Here is a 16353-nt window from a genome sequence, read left to right as displayed (position 1 = left end):
ATGTCAGAAACGCTTGCCGCCGAGAAGGTTTCGGCCGATGTGCCCGAGTACCCGATGGAGCGCGCCGCCCGGTGCCCGTTCGCCCCGCCACCGCAGATGCTGGAAATGGGCGAGGTCAAGCCGCTGTCGCGGGTACGGATCTGGAACGGGAGCACGCCGTGGCTGATCACCGGCCACGAGGTCGCGCGGGCACTGTTCGCTGACTCGAGGGTCAGCGTCGACGATCGCATCGACGGATTTCCGCACTGGAATGAGCACATGCTCTCCACGGTCGACAAGCGGCCGCGTTCGGTGTTCACCTCAGATGCCGAGGAGCACACCCGCTTTCGCCGGATGCTGTCCAAGCCGTTCACGTTCAAGCGCGTCGAGGCCCTGCGTACGACCATCCAGCAGGTCACCGACGAGTGCATCGACGCGATCCTGGCCGGACCGCAGCCTGCCGACATCGTGTCGAAGCTGGCCCTGCCGGTGCCGACCAAGGTGATCAGCGACATGCTGGGCGTGCCCTACGAGGATCACGAGTTCTTCCAGCACCACGCGAACGTCGGCCTCGCCCGCTACGCGTCAGCGGAGGAAGGCCAGAAGGGGGCGATGAGTCTGCACAAGTACCTCATCAACCTCGTCGAGCAGAAGATGGCCAACCCGGCGGAGGACGCGGTGTCCGACCTCGCCGAGCGCGTCACCGCCGGTGAGATCAGCGTGAAGGAGGCCGCGCAGCTGGGCACCGGGTTGCTCATCGCGGGCCATGAGACCACGGCGAACATGATCGGCATCGGCGTGCTGGCTCTGCTCGAGAATCCCGAACAGGCTGCGCTGCTTCGTGATTCCGATGATCCCAAGTTCGTCGCCAACGCGGCCGAGGAACTGATGCGCTATCTGTCGATCATCCAGAACGGGCAGCGCCGGGTCGCCATCGACGACATCGAGATCGGCGGCGAGACCATCCGTGCCGGCGAGGGCATCATCATCGACCTCGCGCCCGCGAACTGGGACGCCGCGGCGTACCCGAATCCCGACAAGCTCGACTTCACGCGCGACGCCAGCCAGGAACTCGGCTTCGGATACGGCCGCCACCAGTGCGTCGGCCAGCAGCTTGCCCGTGCCGAACTGCAGATCGTCTTCCAGACGCTGCTCAAGCGCATCCCGACGTTAAAACTGGCGATCCCGTTCGACGAGGTGCCGTTCAAGCACGACCGGCTCGCCTACGGAGTCTACGAACTTCCGGTGACCTGGTAACCCAACGACTCAACACCCCGCGTGGCCGGAGGCCACCAGAAGACCCAAGCCACAGCCCGATTGGAGTGCCACCGATGTCAACCCCAACGACAACATCAGCGACCCTATATCCGCCCGAAGGGTGGGGCGCGCCGAAGGACCGCCACGGTCACGCTTCTGCGGACGCAAAGAGCAAAGGCGGGGTGGCGGCGGCCGTGGGACTCCCTGCCGGAACCGAGGTCTTCTCGGCCGACAACCACATCTCGGTGGCAGAGGACATCTTCTTCGAACGCTTCCCCGACGACCTCAAGGGCGCTGCCCCGCGGATCTGGTACGAGGACGGCGCTTACATGGTGGGCGTCAACGGCCGCTCCTTCGTCGCGGGTGACTTCGGCCGCGTGCTCATGCAGTACGACGACCTGGCCGGGGCCGCCACCAACAACATCGAGGCCCGCATCCGCGAGCTCGGCGAGGATGGCATCGACAGGGAGCTGGCGTTCCCGAACGCCGTGCTCGCCCTGTTCCACTATCCGGACAAGGCGCTGCGCGAGCGGGTCTTTCGCATCTACAACGAGCACATCGCCGATCTGCAGGAACAGAGCAACGGTCGCTTCTACGGGGTCGGGCTGATCAACTGGTGGGACCCCAAGGGCACCAGGAGCACGTTGGCTGAACTGAAGTCGTTGGGGCTCAAGACGTTCCTGATGCCGCTCAACCCCGGCAAGGACGACGAGGGCAAGATCTACGACTACGGCAGCGCGGCGATGGATCCGGTATGGGACGAGATCGAGGAGGCCGGCCTGCCGGTCACCCACCACATCGGCGAAACGCCACCGAAGACGCCGTGCGAGAACAACAGCGTGGTGGTCGGCATGATGATCAACGTCGACTCGTTCCGCGAGCAGTTCGCCAAGTACGTGTTCTCGGGCATCCTGGACCGGCACCCGACATTGCGCGTCGGCTGGTTCGAAGGCGGCATCGCTTGGGTCCCAACGGCATTGCAGGACGCCGAGCACCTGCTGGCCTCCTACCGGCACATGTTCAACCACCAACTCTCCCATGACGTCCGCTACTACTGGGACAACCACATGTCCGCGTCGTTCATGGTGGATCCACTTGGGCTGCGGCTCATCGACCAGATCGGCGTCGACAAGGTGATGTGGTCGTCGGACTACCCGCACAACGAGAGTACGTTCGGCTACTCCGAGAAGTCGTTGGCCGCCGTCGTCGAGGCCGTCGGGCCCGAGGACGCGGTGAAGATCGTCAGCACCAACATCAAGAAGTTCCTGGGCATCTCATGACGACGTTTGCGACTGCTTCCGGGTCAGCGCTGCTCGACATCCCGGACACTCCCGACCGCGCGCGGATGTACCGCGAGTGCAGCGCGCGCCTGCGGGCCTCCATGAAGGACAAGGGCGTTGACGCTCTGGTGCTGCTGGGCAATGGCAACGTCGTGTACGCCACCGGCGCGAGTTGGCCGCTGCTCGACGCTGGGCTGTCGCACGTCGAGCGCCCGGTGGCCGTGGTGCTCGCCGACGATGAACATCCCCACCTGTACATGCCGTTCAGCGAGGGCAGCGCCTTCGATTCGGAGCTGCCCGCGGACCACGTCCACGGGCCGCTGTATCTCGAATTCGACGAAGGGGTAGAGCATTTCGGCAAGGTGCTGTTCGGTCTGGTGCGCTCGGATGCCAAGGTGGCGGTCGACGAACTGACGGGCGCGATGCGGCGGGCGGCGGGTCAGCTGTTTCCCGGCGGACCGCCGTCGGACGCGGCACTGGTGATCGGTCCGGCCAAGCTGGTGAAGACGGTAGACCAGATCTCCTGCGTCCGAAAGGCTTGTCGCATCACCGAACAGGCCGTCGTCGAGGTCCAGAAGTCGCTGGCCCCCGGCGTGCGGCAGATCGACCTGTCGGCCGCATTCGTCCGGCGCGCCTTCGAGCTTGGCGCCACCACGAACATGATCGAGGCCATCTGGCAGGTGATGCCAACGACCAGGAGCAGCGGTGCGGTCTGGACGACCACCGGCGACCTTGCGCTGCCGCTGCTGCCCACGGAGAAGGAGCTGAACAAGGGCGACGTGCTGTGGACGGACGTCAGCATCACCTACGAGGGGTACTGCTCGGACTTCGGTCGGACGTGGCTGGTCGGCGAGCAGCCGACGTCACGGCAGGAAGCCCAGTTTGCGAAATGGCGTCAGATCCTCGACGCCGTGCTCGCGGTCACTAAGGCCGGGGCCACCAGCGGTGATCTGGCCCGAGCGGCCATCGCCGCGAACGGCGGCACCAAACCCTGGCTGCCGCACTTCTATCTTGGTCACGGCATCGGCACCAATGCGGCCGAGATGCCGATGATCGGAACGGATCTGGGTCAGGAGTTCGACGACAACTTCGTGTTCCCGGCTGGCATGCTGCTCGTGCTCGAACCCGTCGTCTGGGAGGACGGCACCGGCGGATACCGCAGCGAGGAGATCGTGATCATCACCGAAGACGGCTATCAATCGATAACCGATTACCCCTACGCGCCGTACGGGAGCATCTAGTGGCTGAAGAGATCGTCCCCGACGACTTGGTGCTGCGCACCGGGCGGCGTGAGCGGGTGCTCGCGCAGATGGAGGCCGCCGACCTCGACGTCCTGGTACTCGGGCGCCAGGCCAACGTCCGCTATGTCACTGGGGCACCGCAACTCTGGGTCGCGGGTACCCGCCCGTTCGCACCGATCTGCGTATTGGTCCGCGCCACCGGTGAGATTCACCTCAACAGCAGCTGGGACGAGGGCATCCCCGAGGAGATCGGGCACGACCACCTCTACGGGTTGGCGTGGAACCCGGTGACGAACATCGAGGTGCTCAAGCACATCAATGGTGCAGCTGGCGCTAAACGCGTCGGTACCGACGCCATGTCGCCGTCGTTCGCACAATTGCTACCCGTGGCGTTCCCCAACGCGGAGCTCGTCGACGGTGAGGTGGCGATGAAGGCGGCGCGCCGTACCAAGACCGCCGATGAGCTACGGATACTTCGCGGCGCGCTCGGGGTCGCCGAGCGCGGACTCGCCGCGGCGGTGTCCGAACTCGCGGTCGGTACCACCGAGCAGGCGTTGAACGGCGTACTGATGGAGGCGATGGCCGCCGGTGGGTTCAGTACCTCAGCCACCCAGGACGGGGCGTGGATCACCTCCCGCGAGCATTCGTGGCGGGTCGGACGCCGAGACGGTCGGATCGCCGAGGGCGATCTCGTCGCCTTCGCCGCCGGTGCCCTGGCCGACGGCTACGTGGGTGAGGTGGGCCGCACCTGGCCGGTTGGCGATGTGAGCGGTGCCCCGAAAGTCGAAGCGCTGTACCGTCGCTCGAATGACCTGTGGGAGCGGCTCGTTGACGCGTGCCGCCCTGGCGTGGCGGGCAGCGACCTGCTCACCGCCTACGAAGCCGCTGGGGAGCCATTGCCGCCGGTGCCGGTGGCCCACGGGCTCGGGCTTGGCTTCGATCCGCCGGTGATCTCGCCGGAGCTACCGAAGACCTCTGCCGAAGAGCGGCTCGATCCCGGCACGGTGCTGGCCGTCACGGCGTACGTGTGGGAGCCCGGCGTCGGCGCGGTGTTCAGCCGTGACGCCGTATTGATCACCGACGACGGGCCAGAGGTCCTGACGTCGAGTCCGTCATTCCGCGGCAGCGCTGCCGTCGGATCCAACTGAGAGCGCGGGAATGTCGAAGAAGAAGCGGCCAGCAAGACCCGGGCCCGAGGAGATCATCCGCTACGAGAAGGACAAGAAGACCAAGATCGCGACGATCACCTTCGACCGCCCCGACTTCCTCAATGCGCCGACGTCGGACGCCCGGTTGCGGTACGCGGACGTGGTGCGGGCGGCGAGCGTCGACAACGACGTGAAGGTCGTCATCATCCGCGGGGTCGGCGACAATCTCGGCAGTGGTGCCGACCTCCCGGAGTTCATGGAGGGCGTCGACGAGCCGGAGAAGCGGCTGCGCGAGTTGAAGGTTGACGACCCGAGCCTCGGTGACGTCAGCTACCCGCCGAAGGGCACGTTCCGCAACGGCGCGACCATCAGCGGCTGGTACGCCAACGTGCAGGCAGGCAACCGGCCGTTGCAGGAACTGAAGAAGATCAGCATCGTCGAAGCCAAGGGCTATTGCTACGGCTGGCACTTCTATCAGTGCGCCGATGCGGATCTGGTGATCTCGTCCGACGATGCGCTGTTCGGGCACCCGTCGTTCCGCTACTACGGATGGGGTCCGCGCATGTGGACCTGGGTGCAGATGATGGGGCTGCGCAAGTTCCAGGAGATGGTCTTCACGGGTCGCCCGTTCACCGCCGAGGACATGGACAAATGCAACTTCCTCAACAAGGTGGTGCCTCGGGATCAGCTGGAAGCCGAGACGCAGAAGTACGCGTTGGCCTGTGCGCGCAACCGGCCCGTCGACACGGTGTTCATGCAGAAGCTCTTCTTCGAGGTGTACAAGCAGCATCAGGGTGAGTACATGGGCAGCCTGTTGTCGGCGTTCTTCGAGTCGATGGGCAGTGGCGTCCAGAACGACAGCAACGACGACCTCGACATGGGCGAGGCCATCGACAGCGGCCTCGCTGCCGCAGTCAACGACAACGACGACAAGTTCCCTCCCGACTTCAGATTGAGCAAGAAGAACCGGGCGAAGAAGAACTGATGGAGCCCAGCCCGCCACCGTTGGACGGGTACGTCGTCGTCGACCTGTCGAGCGGCATCGCAGGCGCCTACTGCACCAAGCTGCTCGCCGACGGCGGCGCCGACGTGATCAAAGCCGAGTCCCCCGAAGGTGATTCACTACGTCGCTGGTCGGCGTCGGGTGCCACCATCGAAGCAGGCGACGACGGCGCGCTGTTCAGCTTCCTGGCCTGTTCCAAGCGCAGCGTCGTGGTGGACACAGATCGAGCCGCTGACGGCGAACACCTCGAGCGGCTCTTGGCTTCTGCGGACGCCGTCGTCTGGTCGCGCGGTTCGACGGTCGCCGAGATGGAAACGCTTGCCCCAGAGGAGCTTCACCGGCGGTACCCGCACCTGATCATTACCGCGATCACACCGTTCGGACTCGATGGAGCGTGGCACGACCGACCGGCGACCGAGTTCACCCTGCAAGCCTGGTCGGGTGGGGCCATCGGCATCGGGCGTGGCACGCAGGACCGCGCGCCAGTACACGTCGGTGGCCGGGTGGGGGACTGGGTGTCCGGCGCTTACGCGGCCGCGATGACACTGGCCTTTCGTGGCCGTGCGCTCCGCGACGGCTTCGGTGAACTCATCGACCTGTCGATGTTGGAAGCGCAGATCCTCTGTCTCACTTACTATCCCGTCACTTACTTCGAGATGTTGGGCAGGCCGTGGCGCACGGAGCGCAAGCCCACCGTGCCCGGGGTTGCGCAGGCCGCCGATGGTCTGGTCGCGCTCGGATGTGGTACCGCCCAACAGTGGTTCGACCTGTGCGCGATGTCGGGCCATGACGAGTGGATCGACGAGCAGTCGACGCTCACCATCACCGAGCAGGCTAACTTGCACGCCGAAGAGCTCTACGAATGGCTGCGCGACCAGCGGGTCGACGACGTTCGCGACCTGGCGTCGGCGTTCCGGATACCGAATTCGCCAGTGGGCAACGGGGAGAACGTCACGGCGATGGACCACTTCGTCGAGCGCGGGGTCTTCGTCCAAAATCCGCGCGACGGATTCACCCAACCCGGTCATCCGTACCGGCTGAGCGGCGTCTCGCTGCGCGCCCCCGCCGCGGCGCCGCGGCTGGGTGAACACACCGACCTACTGCGCAGCGCCGCACTGCCCCCGCGGCCCAGCCCGGCCGGGTCGGCGGACCGTGATCGGTTGCCCTTCAGCGGTCTTCGCGTGCTCGACATGACGACGTTCTGGGCGGGACCGTCGTGCACGCACGTGCTCGCGATGCTTGGCGCCGAACTCATCCACCTCGAGTCGACCCCGCGTCCGGATGGCACCCGGCTGATCGCAGGCATTCCCGCCACGGAGCCTCAGTGGTGGGAACGTTCACCGATCTTCTCGGCGCTGAACACCAACAAGAAGAGCTTGACGCTGGACTTCCAGACCGAGCGCGGGCGCGAACTGCTGCGTCAGCTGATCCCCACGTGCGACGTCATCGTCGAGAATTTCACCCCACGCGTGATCGACCAACTCGGGTTGGACTTCGCCACCGTGCAGGGGTTGCGCGAAGACATCGTCATGCTGCGGATGCCGGGCTTCGGGCTGGACGGCCCGTGGCGCGACAACCCGGCCTTCGCCTACATCATCGAGGATGCCTCCGGATTGAGTTGGCTCACCGGCTATCCCGACCGCAACCCGTATGAGCCGTATTCGGTCGGCGATCCCAACGCGGGTGTGCACGCACTCAACGCGCTGCTCCTCGCGCTTGAGCACCGGCGCCAGACCGGCCAGGGCGTGCGGGTGGAGGCAGCGATGGTCGACGCGGCGCTGAACATCGCTGCCGAGCAGGTGCTCGAGCACTCCGCCTACGGGACTCTGTTGCAGCGCAACGGAAACCGTGGACCGACCGCCGCGCCTCAGAACATCTACCGATGTGAAGGGCTCGACGAGTTCGGCCGCGCCGACTGTTGGGTGGCGCTCGCTGTCGAGAACGATCAGCAGTGGGCGGCGTTGCGCGAGGCCCTGGGCGGCCCGGCCTGGGCATTGGATCCGCAATTGGCGACCGAGCAGGGGCGCAGAGCTCAGCACGACCTCATCGACGAACATCTGAGTCAGTGGTGCGCCGCGCGCACGGGCGACCAGGTCGTTGAATTGCTATGGACGGCTGGTGTTCCCGTCGCCAAGGTGATGCAACCTCACCGCCAGATGGAGCTGGACCAGTTGCGCTACCGGGGTTTCTTCGAGCAGGTGGACCACCCCGTGAACATCGCGGCGCCGCACAGCACGCTGCCCGTCCGATTGGCCACCGGCCCGGAGACGTTCCACCGAACCCCGGCGCCGATGCTGGGGCAGCACAACCACGAACTGCTTAGTTCACTTGGCCTTACCGACGACGAAATCGCCGCGCTGGAGCACGATGGCGTCATTGGTACGGCGCCGGCGATGGGCGGCCGCAAGAAGGCCACTCGCTGACGCGTAGGCCCGGTATCAGATCAGGCAAGACTCGGGTTCCATGGTTCCGCAGATAGGAATCTTGCCGGCCAGCGGCCTGACCTGGTCAGCCGAGACACTTCCTCGCGCAACGTGTTTCCCACCGTAGCAACGAACTCCCGCGGGAGGTCCAGCTGCGCGGTCGCGGCCACGCCAAGCTGCTGAGTCAGCACTGGGTCCGTCGATGGGGCGTACCGTAACCGGCCGTCCTCTATCTCGTTGCGGCAGGACGACAAAGGCAGGACGGCATAAGCGAGATCAGCGCCGATGAGGCTCTTGGTGACCTGAAGGGAGTCGGTCGTCGTCCGGAAATCGATGTTGACCTTCTTGCGCAGCGCGGCGTTCTCGAGCGCTTTGCCGATGCCGGTGGGCGAACGCGGGACGACGAGCGGCAAGTCGACTAGTTCGAGGAACGTCATGGGCCGATGCGGTTCCAGGGCGGAGGTCGGTCCTCCCACGACGACCAGATCCTCGGCAACGAGCTCGCGGTAGAACACCCGGTCGTCGGGTATCGGATTGATTAGGGCGACATCCACTTCGCCCTTGAGCATGGCTGCGACCAACTGATCCGTACTCCCCACGGTCACTGAGAATCCCACATTGGGGAACACCGCGGCCAGACTGCTGATCAGCGGCGCGGCCAGGACTTCGACTGCGCTTTCCGGCATGCCAAGAAGCATGTTGCGGTCCAACCGCGCCAACGGGGACGCCACGTATTGAACGGCGAGTTCGAGCTGACGCAGCGGCGCGGCCGTCGAGCCACGCAGCCGTTCGCCTTCGTCGGTGAGCTCCACCCCGCGTCGCGTCCGGCGAAAGAGCGCGACGCCGAGATCCTCTTCGAGCAGCTGGATCTGTCTGCTCAAAGCGGGCTGGGCGATGCTCAGCACCTTGGCCGCGCGGGTGATCGAACCTTCCTCTGCGACGCGGAGGAAGTACTTGAGCCGGTGGGTGTCCATCGCTGCCCACATATACCAGCCATATCGAATAAGCATGACTGAACCCCGAGATCGGCATTACCTCCCAGGTCGCGACGCGCCATAGTGTCGAAATTCGATGGCTGACGTTGTGGCCGTGAAACATGAGGAGAGTTTGATGACTCTGCAGCAGGACGACGAGGCCGCAATAAGGGCACTCAACTTGGATCGGCTGCCCACCCACATCGTGGACAAACGGCTCAGTGAGCTCCTGGATCTGACCGGCAAGAAGGCGTTCGTCACCGGCGCGGGCGGCGACGGTCTTGGCCATGCGATCGCCAACCGACTGGCCGGCTCCGGTGCCGACATCGCGTTGGTCGGTCGGACGTTGGAGCCGCTCGAGCGCCGAGCGAAGGAGATCGCGGCGCGCTGGGGTGTCGCCACGGTGCCGGTCCAAGCGGACATGTCGGACTGGGATCAGATTCATCGGGCGGTCGGCGAAGCGCACGCGACACTGGGTGGGCTGGACATCATGATCAACAACCCGGTGATGGTGGCAGCCGGGCCGTTCGAGAAGCACACCAAGGACGAGATCGATCTCACCGTCCTCGGCAGTCTCACCATGATGATGTACGGCGCGCACGCTGCGCTGGAGTACCTGCTGCCGCAGGCCTCGGGAACGATCATCAACATCGGGTCCGTCGGAGGCCGCGTTCAGCAGCGCGGGCTGGTCGCCTACAACGCGTGCAAGTCGGGCGTTATCGGGTTCACCCGCAACCTCGCGCACGAGGTGGCGCCGCGCGGGGTGAACGTATTCTGCGTCGCGCCCGGCATCATGATCAAAGAGCAGATGAAGCAGTACCTCTTCGATCCGCAGACTCCCGCGCACCACGCAGGCCGCAACGCCATCATCGAATCGATCACCCACCAAGTGCAGCTTGGCCGCGCCTCGCTCCCAGAGGAGGCCGCTAACATGGTCGCCTACTTGGCCTCCGAAGCCGCGAGCTACATGTGCGGTCAGACCATCGACGTGGCCGGTGGCCAGTGGATGGGTTGATCGAGGCCGCGCTCGAGAAAGCGGTCGCCCAAACGGGATTGACCGACTTCGGCGACGACTCATTCCGTGAAGGCCTCGGGATCTTGCTGGCGTCCTTGCGAGACGAGGCACGTTTGAACGCCCGCGGCGAGGGATTCGTCGTGCACCGCATCGTCGGGCATCTGGCGCAGCGGCTGCATGTGGAGGATTGGTACCGCCGCCATCCGGAGATCGCCGACGTGCCAACTGACGCGCCGCTGATCGCGATGGGGCTACCCCGCACCGGGTCGACGGCACTGTCGATGCTGCTCGCTCAGGATCCGGATGTACGGTACCTGCGCCAGTGGGAGTCGAATCAGCCGTGTCCGCCACCGTCGACGGTAGCGGGGCCCGACCCACGCATTCCGCAGGACAAGGGCGAGCAAGTCGGCACTCGCCGCCACGTACCCGGCGACATCCACGGTCCGATGGAGTGCCACGAATTGATGGCGTTGGACTTCAAGTCCCACATCTTCCAGGCGTACGCCCAAATCCCCTCGTACTCCACGTGGTTGGTGGATCAAGCCGACCTGACCTCGACCTACGAGTATGAGCGCCGCGTCTTGAAACTGCTGCAATGGGGCGAGCCCACGAAGCCCTGGCGGCTAAAGTGTCCGTCCCACGTACTGTTCCTCGAACACCTCGACAACGTATTTCCTGACGCGCGGTACGTCATGACGCATCGAGACCCCACAGACGTCATCCTCTCGGTGGCGGAACTGTACGCCGACATCATCGGCGGGTTCACCGATGATGTCGACCGCTCGTACATCGGGAAGCTCAACGTCGAGCACTGGTCGCTGGGCATGGATCGCGCGCTCCAATTTCGCGCGGGTGCGGCCGACGATCGGTTCTACGACATCGACTTTCGTGCCATGCAGGCCGACCCCATCGGCGAGGTTACAGGGCTGTATTCCTGGCTGGGCGAGCCGGTCGGTGAGGAGTTCGAGACCCGGATGGACGCCTGGTGGACACGGGCGGCCGCCGAACGCGAACCCAGCCTGCGCGCCGATCCGGCGGAGTATGGGATCGACCTCGACCGGGTGCGGCCGTTGTTTGTGCGGTATGTCGACAGCGCGGCCCGGTGGACCGCGCATCAGAATGCCTAGTAGACAAGGAGATCGGCATGACCATTGACCTCACTGGTGATATCGATCCGTCGCGCGAGTACGTGTTCGCTTCGCGGCCCGAAGACCCCGAGATGCGAGACTCGGTGAGCTTCTGGACCGTCGACGACAGCGGCGAAGTCGGACTTCCCCGCATCGGCATCGAAGCGGTCGCCGCCAACTGGGACAACCACGACATCCAGGTCAATGTCGCCTTTCCCGACGGCCGCGTGTACCGGCTACGGGCGAACGGCCCGTCGCTGCCCGCGGAGGGGCCCGACGGGGAGCCCACGGTGCTGGGTGCGGGTGGCTTGGTGTTCCGATGCATCAACCCCTTCGACACGTGGACGATGACCTACGACGGGAAGGCCGTGCAGACCTCGTCCGCAGACCTCGTAGCGGGCACCAAGGGCGGTCCGCTCGTCGACGTCAGCTTCAACGTCGAAGCGACGATGGCCGTGCCGCCATGGGTGCAGGGTGCGCTCCAGGCCGACGCCGCCACCCAATTGAAGACGTCGGTCGAGGGTGACCTCATGGGCGGACCCCGCTACGAACAGCTTTACCGTGCAAAGGGATCGATCACGATCGACGGTGGCACGACACACGACTTCACCGGCAGCGGACTTCGAATCCGCAGGCAGGGTGTCCGCAAGCTCGCGGGATTCTGGGGCCACTGCTGGCAATCGGCAGTGTTCCCCAGCGGGAAGGGTTTTGGGTACATCGCCTATCCGCCCCGGCCCGACGGGCAGCCCACCTTCAACGAGGGCTACGTATTCACCGGCGACGGTGGGCTGATTCCGGCCCGCGTGGTGGAGGCGCCGTGGCTGACGCGACTTCAGGCGCTCGGGGAGGACGTGTCCCTTGTCCTCGAAACCGTGGACGGCGCAGTGCGCATCGCGGGGGAGACGGTGTTCTCGACCCACGACATTCACCACGACGACGACATGTATTCCATGCACGCGCTCAGGAAGGAGATGCCCAGTTTCCCCGCGCTTCAGCAGGCGGGCGTGCGCTATCGCTGGGACGGTGAGCAGACGTACGGGATGCTCGAACGCTCGAACCCACTCGACAAGATAACCAGAGCCTAAGCGCGCGAAAGCACGCTCTTGGGAAAGGATTTCGACACAGTCATGATTTCAGGTCTGTCGGGCAAGGTCGCCCTGGTGACGGGTGCGGCCCGGGGACAGGGCCGAGCGCACGCGGTCCGACTTTCCGCCGAGGGCGCCGACATCATCGCCGTAGACATAGCGGGTCCGCTACCAGCGAGCGTGCCCTACGATTCGCCGACGCCCGCCGAACTCGCCGAAACGGCCAGGATGGTGCTCGCCAACGGGAGGCAGGTCGTCGCCGTAGCGGTCGACGTCCGCAATCGCGAGGCCCTGACCGCGGCCGTCGATGCCGGTGTCGCGGAACTCGGAAGGCTCGACGTCGTCGTCGCCAACGCCGGGATCTGTTGCCCGTCGCCCTGGGACCGGATCACCTCTCAGGCCTTCCGAGACACCATCGACACCAACGTGATCGGCACATGGAACACGGTGATGGCGGGTGCACAGCACGTGATCGACGGAGCCCGCGGCGGCTCGATCATTCTGGTGGGGTCGGCGGCCGGGGTGAAGATGCAGGCCTTTATGGTGCACTACACCGCCAGCAAGCACGCCATCACCGGAATGGCGCGGGCCTTTGCCGCCGAACTGGGCAGACACCACATCCGGGTCAACAGCCTGCACCCGGGCGCGGTCGCCACGCCGATGGGGACCGGACGCATGCGCGACGCTCTGCAGGCTGGCGACGCCAGCTACCCATACCTCGCCGGAAGGAACAAGCCGCTGCTCCCCGAGGGTATCGCGCAGCCAGAGGACATCGCGGACGCGGTGGCCTGGTTGGCCTCGGACCAATCGAAATTCGTTACCGGAACCGAGATCTCAGTGGACCTCGGCGTCGCGCACTGCTGACCCATACGGACGTCGACACGAAAGAGGAGCACACCCATGCGCGGACTTCACGGCAAGGTAATCATCGTCGCGGGCGGAGCTACCGGCATCGGAGCCGGAACGGCGGCGCGGCTCTCCGAGGAAGGCGCGCTCGTCGCGGTCGGCGACGTCAACGTGTCAGGAGCGCAGGCCATCGTCGAACAGATCAGCGCTTCGGGCGGTCGGGCCATTGCCATCGAATTCGATCTCGCAGAGGACAATTCGGTGCGTCACTTGGTTGACCGAACGATCGCCGAGTTCGGCGCGGTACACGGGCTGTTCAATGTCGGCGCCGACCTGTCAGACGACAATCTGGGCCGCGACACCACGCTGCTTGACACCGACATGAGCGTCTGGCAGCGGACTCTGGACGTCAACCTGCTCGGCTACGTGCGTACGTGCCGCGCCGTGCTTCCCCACCTGCTCGAGCAGGGCGGCGGCAGCATCGTCAACACTTCGTCCGGAGGGTCGCTGGGAACCGATCCCATGCACGTCGCCTACAACGCGGTCAAGGCTGCCGTCAATCAACTAACCCGGCACATCGCGAACAACTGGGGCGGCAAGGGCATCCGGTGCAACTGTGTGATGCCGGGGCTGGTGATGGGTGAGACCCAGGAGCGGCAGGACGACCAAGCCATGCAGCAGATGTTCGTCCAGGCGGCGCGCACCACGCGCCTTGGTAGGCCGGCGGACCTCGCCGCCATCACGGCCTTCCTCCTGTCGGACGACGCGGAGTGGATCAACGGGCAGACGTGGTACATCGGTGGCGCCGCGCACATGCGTCAGTGATCACGCCGAAATCGCGGTTAGCAGCCCGTCGACATCGCTTGTCTCCCAGAGGTTGAGCGCGTTCGTCATCATCTGCAATCGGCAGCGCACACTTTCTACGCTCTGAACGCCGGGGTCCATCCTAGTGGTCTTCGAGTCGAGGTTTGCCACCTGCTTGGTGACGTAGGACGGCACGTCCAGCAGCCAGGTCATCGCCATCACCGCGGCGTAGAGCACGACCTGGTCCCGCAGGCGCGCAACGTCGAGCCTGGGCCCGCCGCAGGCGTGGAACACGTCGACGAAAAGCGTGAGGAGTCCGTCGAGCTCGTCGTTCCAGAGCGCCGTTTCGGCGCTGCACATGGCTCCCCAGATGGCCATCGCGACGTTCATCTGCCCGACACAGCCCCAATCCATCAGCCCGCAACGGAGCACCCCGTCGGCGTCGGGCCAGAACCATGCGTTGTCGATGTTCGCGTTCCAGTGGCACAGCGCTACGTAATCGTGTTGTGCGCGAAGGTGATCCCAGATGAGCGGCTCGAGCGCGAGCAGTCGGGGTAGTTCGCCGCGCAGCCGGGAGTGGAAGGCGGGCGAGCGGACGTTGGCGTGCAGGAGCGCCGGATGGGCCGCCGTGAAATCCGCGAGCCGAGCCACGCGACGGATCAGCCGGTCGGCCGTCAGCGGAACGCGTTCGCCCACTGACAGTTCTTCGATGTTAGTGGCGAAGGCCGACGACGAGCAACGCAACCGGCCCGCCTTCTGCGTGCCCGCCAGCGTGGCGACGGCGGTGAGCAGGGCGCGGTAGTGCGAAAGCTGGTCGGACATCACGTAGTCCATGCACTTCTCGTGCTGCGGTTCGATGCCGCCGACACCGAACGGAATGCATGCGGTGATCAGTACGCCGGTGCCGGACCCGCGGTGATAGTCGGCGAACATCGCGGTCGGGACGACGATCGGGAAGTCCGCGGTGCTCGACAAGGCCGCGAAGCGGATCTCCGACTCCATCTGGGTTCGGCCGTGATCACGGGTGGGGTCGTCGAGGTCGCGGGAGAACTTCACGAACAAGGCCCGGCTTGGCCCTGGTCGTCGATACTCGACGCCGAGCCTGAGCTTGCGGCCGGTGCTGCCGCCGGACACCTCGGCGTACTCGGTGATGTCGGTGACCCGATTGTCGGGGTCCAGTGCGCCGAAACGACGAAACGCGTTGGTGAGGAAGTCGGCGCCACCTTCGCGCAGCGCCCGCGCATCCGCCGGGATGGACAGGCCGGTGGCGTCGCCGACTACCCAGCGCTCGTCGCTCGGCGTACGGGTCCGGCCTACTTCAGGCAGCTGCCACCGTCGACGGGCAGCGTGACACCCGTGATGTAGCGGGCCTCGTCGGAGGCAAGGAACAGCACCGCGTTGGCGATGTCTTCCGGCTCGACCCAGCCGATCGGCAGCGTGTGCATCAGCTGGCCGATGACCTTCATGTCTTCGGGGCCCGGGTTCTCCAAGTCGGGCCGGAACAGCTTCATCGTGCCTTCGTTCATGAAGAGCGGCGTGTTGACGTTGGTCGGGTGCACCGAGTTCACCCTGACGTTCTGCGCGCCGAGTTCGACGGCGAAGGTGCGCATGAGCCCGACAACGCCGTGCTTGGCCGCGACGTAGTGCCCGGTATGGGGGTACGCCTTCAGGCCGCCGACCGAACTGGTCAGAATGATCGAGCCGCCACGCCCGCCCGCAAGTATGTGGGGCACACCGGCCTTGACGCTCTTCCAGACCCCGGTGAGGTTGATGTCGATCATTGCGGTCCAGTCGGTTTCGCTGGTCTTGTCCAGCGTCTGGCCGCCGTTGCCGATACCTGCGTTGGCCACGATGATGTCGAGGCGTCCCAACTGCTCGACACCGCTGTCCACTGCGGCCTTGAGCGCGTCGTAGTCGCGTACGTCGACCTCGGCAGTGACGATCCTGCGATTGTGTCCCTTGACGAGATCCGCGGTTTCGGCCAAGTCTTCCGGCGTGGAGGCGGCGATCAGGTCGACCGTGTCGATCTTCTTGCAGATGTCGACGGCAATGATGTCGGCACCCTCTTCGGCCAGACGTACCGCGTGCGCACGACCCTGACCACGCGCCGCTCCGGTAACGAATGCGACCTTGCCTTCTACGCGCCCTGCCATGTGAACTCGACTCCCTGT

Annotated in this window: 14 protein-coding genes; 11 read left to right on the top strand and 3 right to left on the bottom strand. The window is 65.4% G+C overall.

The genetic code is table 11. From position 1 onward, the window contains the following. The 6 genes from SLQ30_RS18985 (at position 1) to SLQ30_RS18960 (ending at position 8331) form a co-directional block, all read left to right on the top strand. The gene (locus SLQ30_RS18985) at positions 1–1236 is read left to right on the top strand and encodes a cytochrome P450 (RefSeq protein WP_319447837.1); all 1236 of its coding nucleotides are present in this window, start codon (positions 1–3) and stop codon (positions 1234–1236) included. Positions 1237–1310: 74 nt separating this feature from the next. Next, positions 1311–2516: an amidohydrolase family protein gene (locus SLQ30_RS18980; protein WP_319447838.1), complete on the top strand. Its 1206-nt coding sequence runs from the start codon at positions 1311–1313 to the stop codon at positions 2514–2516. Continuing rightward, positions 2513–3757, top strand: a complete 1245-nt coding sequence (locus SLQ30_RS18975; RefSeq protein WP_319447839.1) for a Xaa-Pro peptidase family protein — start codon at positions 2513–2515, stop codon at positions 3755–3757. The genes SLQ30_RS18980 and SLQ30_RS18975 overlap by 4 nt, the downstream gene beginning before the upstream one ends. Continuing rightward, the gene (locus tag SLQ30_RS18970; RefSeq protein WP_319447840.1) at positions 3757–4905 is read left to right on the top strand and encodes a M24 family metallopeptidase; all 1149 of its coding nucleotides are present in this window, start codon (positions 3757–3759) and stop codon (positions 4903–4905) included. The genes SLQ30_RS18975 and SLQ30_RS18970 overlap by 1 nt, the downstream gene beginning before the upstream one ends. Before the next feature lie 10 nt (positions 4906–4915). Beyond that, entirely contained in the window at positions 4916–5890 is a 975-nt protein-coding gene (locus tag SLQ30_RS18965) for an enoyl-CoA hydratase/isomerase family protein (protein WP_319447841.1), read from the top strand. After that, complete coding sequence (locus tag SLQ30_RS18960) at positions 5890–8331, top strand: CoA transferase (RefSeq protein WP_319447842.1); 2442 nt, start codon at positions 5890–5892, stop codon at positions 8329–8331. Before SLQ30_RS18965 ends, SLQ30_RS18960 begins: the two co-directional genes overlap by 1 nt. A 20-nt stretch (positions 8332–8351) precedes the next feature. Here SLQ30_RS18960 and SLQ30_RS18955 read toward each other — a convergent pair whose 3' ends face one another. Continuing rightward, positions 8352–9305, bottom strand: coding sequence for a LysR family transcriptional regulator (locus tag SLQ30_RS18955; RefSeq protein ID WP_319447994.1), 954 nt, complete (start codon positions 9303–9305; stop codon positions 8352–8354). 136 nt (positions 9306–9441) lie between these two features. On the opposite strand from SLQ30_RS18955, the gene SLQ30_RS18950 reads away from it, so the two are divergent. The 5 genes from SLQ30_RS18950 to SLQ30_RS18930 are packed head-to-tail and all read left to right on the top strand — an operon-like array spanning position 9442 to position 14203. Further along, positions 9442–10320 carry an SDR family NAD(P)-dependent oxidoreductase gene (locus SLQ30_RS18950; protein WP_319447843.1) on the top strand — a complete coding sequence of 293 codons (879 nt, stop codon included), beginning with the start codon at positions 9442–9444 and terminating at the stop codon, positions 10318–10320. Continuing rightward, entirely contained in the window at positions 10317–11447 is a 1131-nt protein-coding gene (locus SLQ30_RS18945) for a sulfotransferase (protein ID WP_319447995.1), read from the top strand. Before SLQ30_RS18950 ends, SLQ30_RS18945 begins: the two co-directional genes overlap by 4 nt. 17 nt (positions 11448–11464) lie before the next feature. After that, positions 11465–12532: a hypothetical protein gene (locus tag SLQ30_RS18940; protein WP_319447844.1), complete on the top strand. Its 1068-nt coding sequence runs from the start codon at positions 11465–11467 to the stop codon at positions 12530–12532. A gap of 42 nt (positions 12533–12574) precedes the next feature. Beyond that, a complete protein-coding gene (locus tag SLQ30_RS18935) occupies positions 12575–13396 on the top strand; it encodes a mycofactocin-coupled SDR family oxidoreductase (RefSeq protein WP_319447845.1) in 822 nt (273 codons plus the stop codon). A 36-nt stretch (positions 13397–13432) separates the two neighbouring features. After that, positions 13433–14203: an SDR family oxidoreductase gene (locus SLQ30_RS18930; protein ID WP_319447846.1), complete on the top strand. Its 771-nt coding sequence runs from the start codon at positions 13433–13435 to the stop codon at positions 14201–14203. On the opposite strand, the gene SLQ30_RS18925 is transcribed toward SLQ30_RS18930, so the two are convergent. Both SLQ30_RS18925 and SLQ30_RS18920 read right to left on the bottom strand, forming a co-directional pair. Next, positions 14204–15508, bottom strand: coding sequence for a hypothetical protein (locus tag SLQ30_RS18925; protein ID WP_319447996.1), 1305 nt, complete (start codon positions 15506–15508; stop codon positions 14204–14206). It abuts the gene before it with no gap. Continuing rightward, positions 15496–16335, bottom strand: a complete 840-nt coding sequence (locus SLQ30_RS18920; RefSeq protein WP_319447847.1) for a mycofactocin-coupled SDR family oxidoreductase — start codon at positions 16333–16335, stop codon at positions 15496–15498. The genes SLQ30_RS18925 and SLQ30_RS18920 overlap by 13 nt, the downstream gene beginning before the upstream one ends. Positions 16336–16353 lie beyond the last annotated feature (18 nt).

Source organism: Mycobacterium sp. RTGN4 (assembly GCF_033804635.1).
Classification (GTDB): Bacteria; Actinomycetota; Actinomycetes; order Mycobacteriales; family Mycobacteriaceae; genus Mycobacterium.
This window is presented reverse-complemented; position numbering and strand designations above follow the sequence as displayed.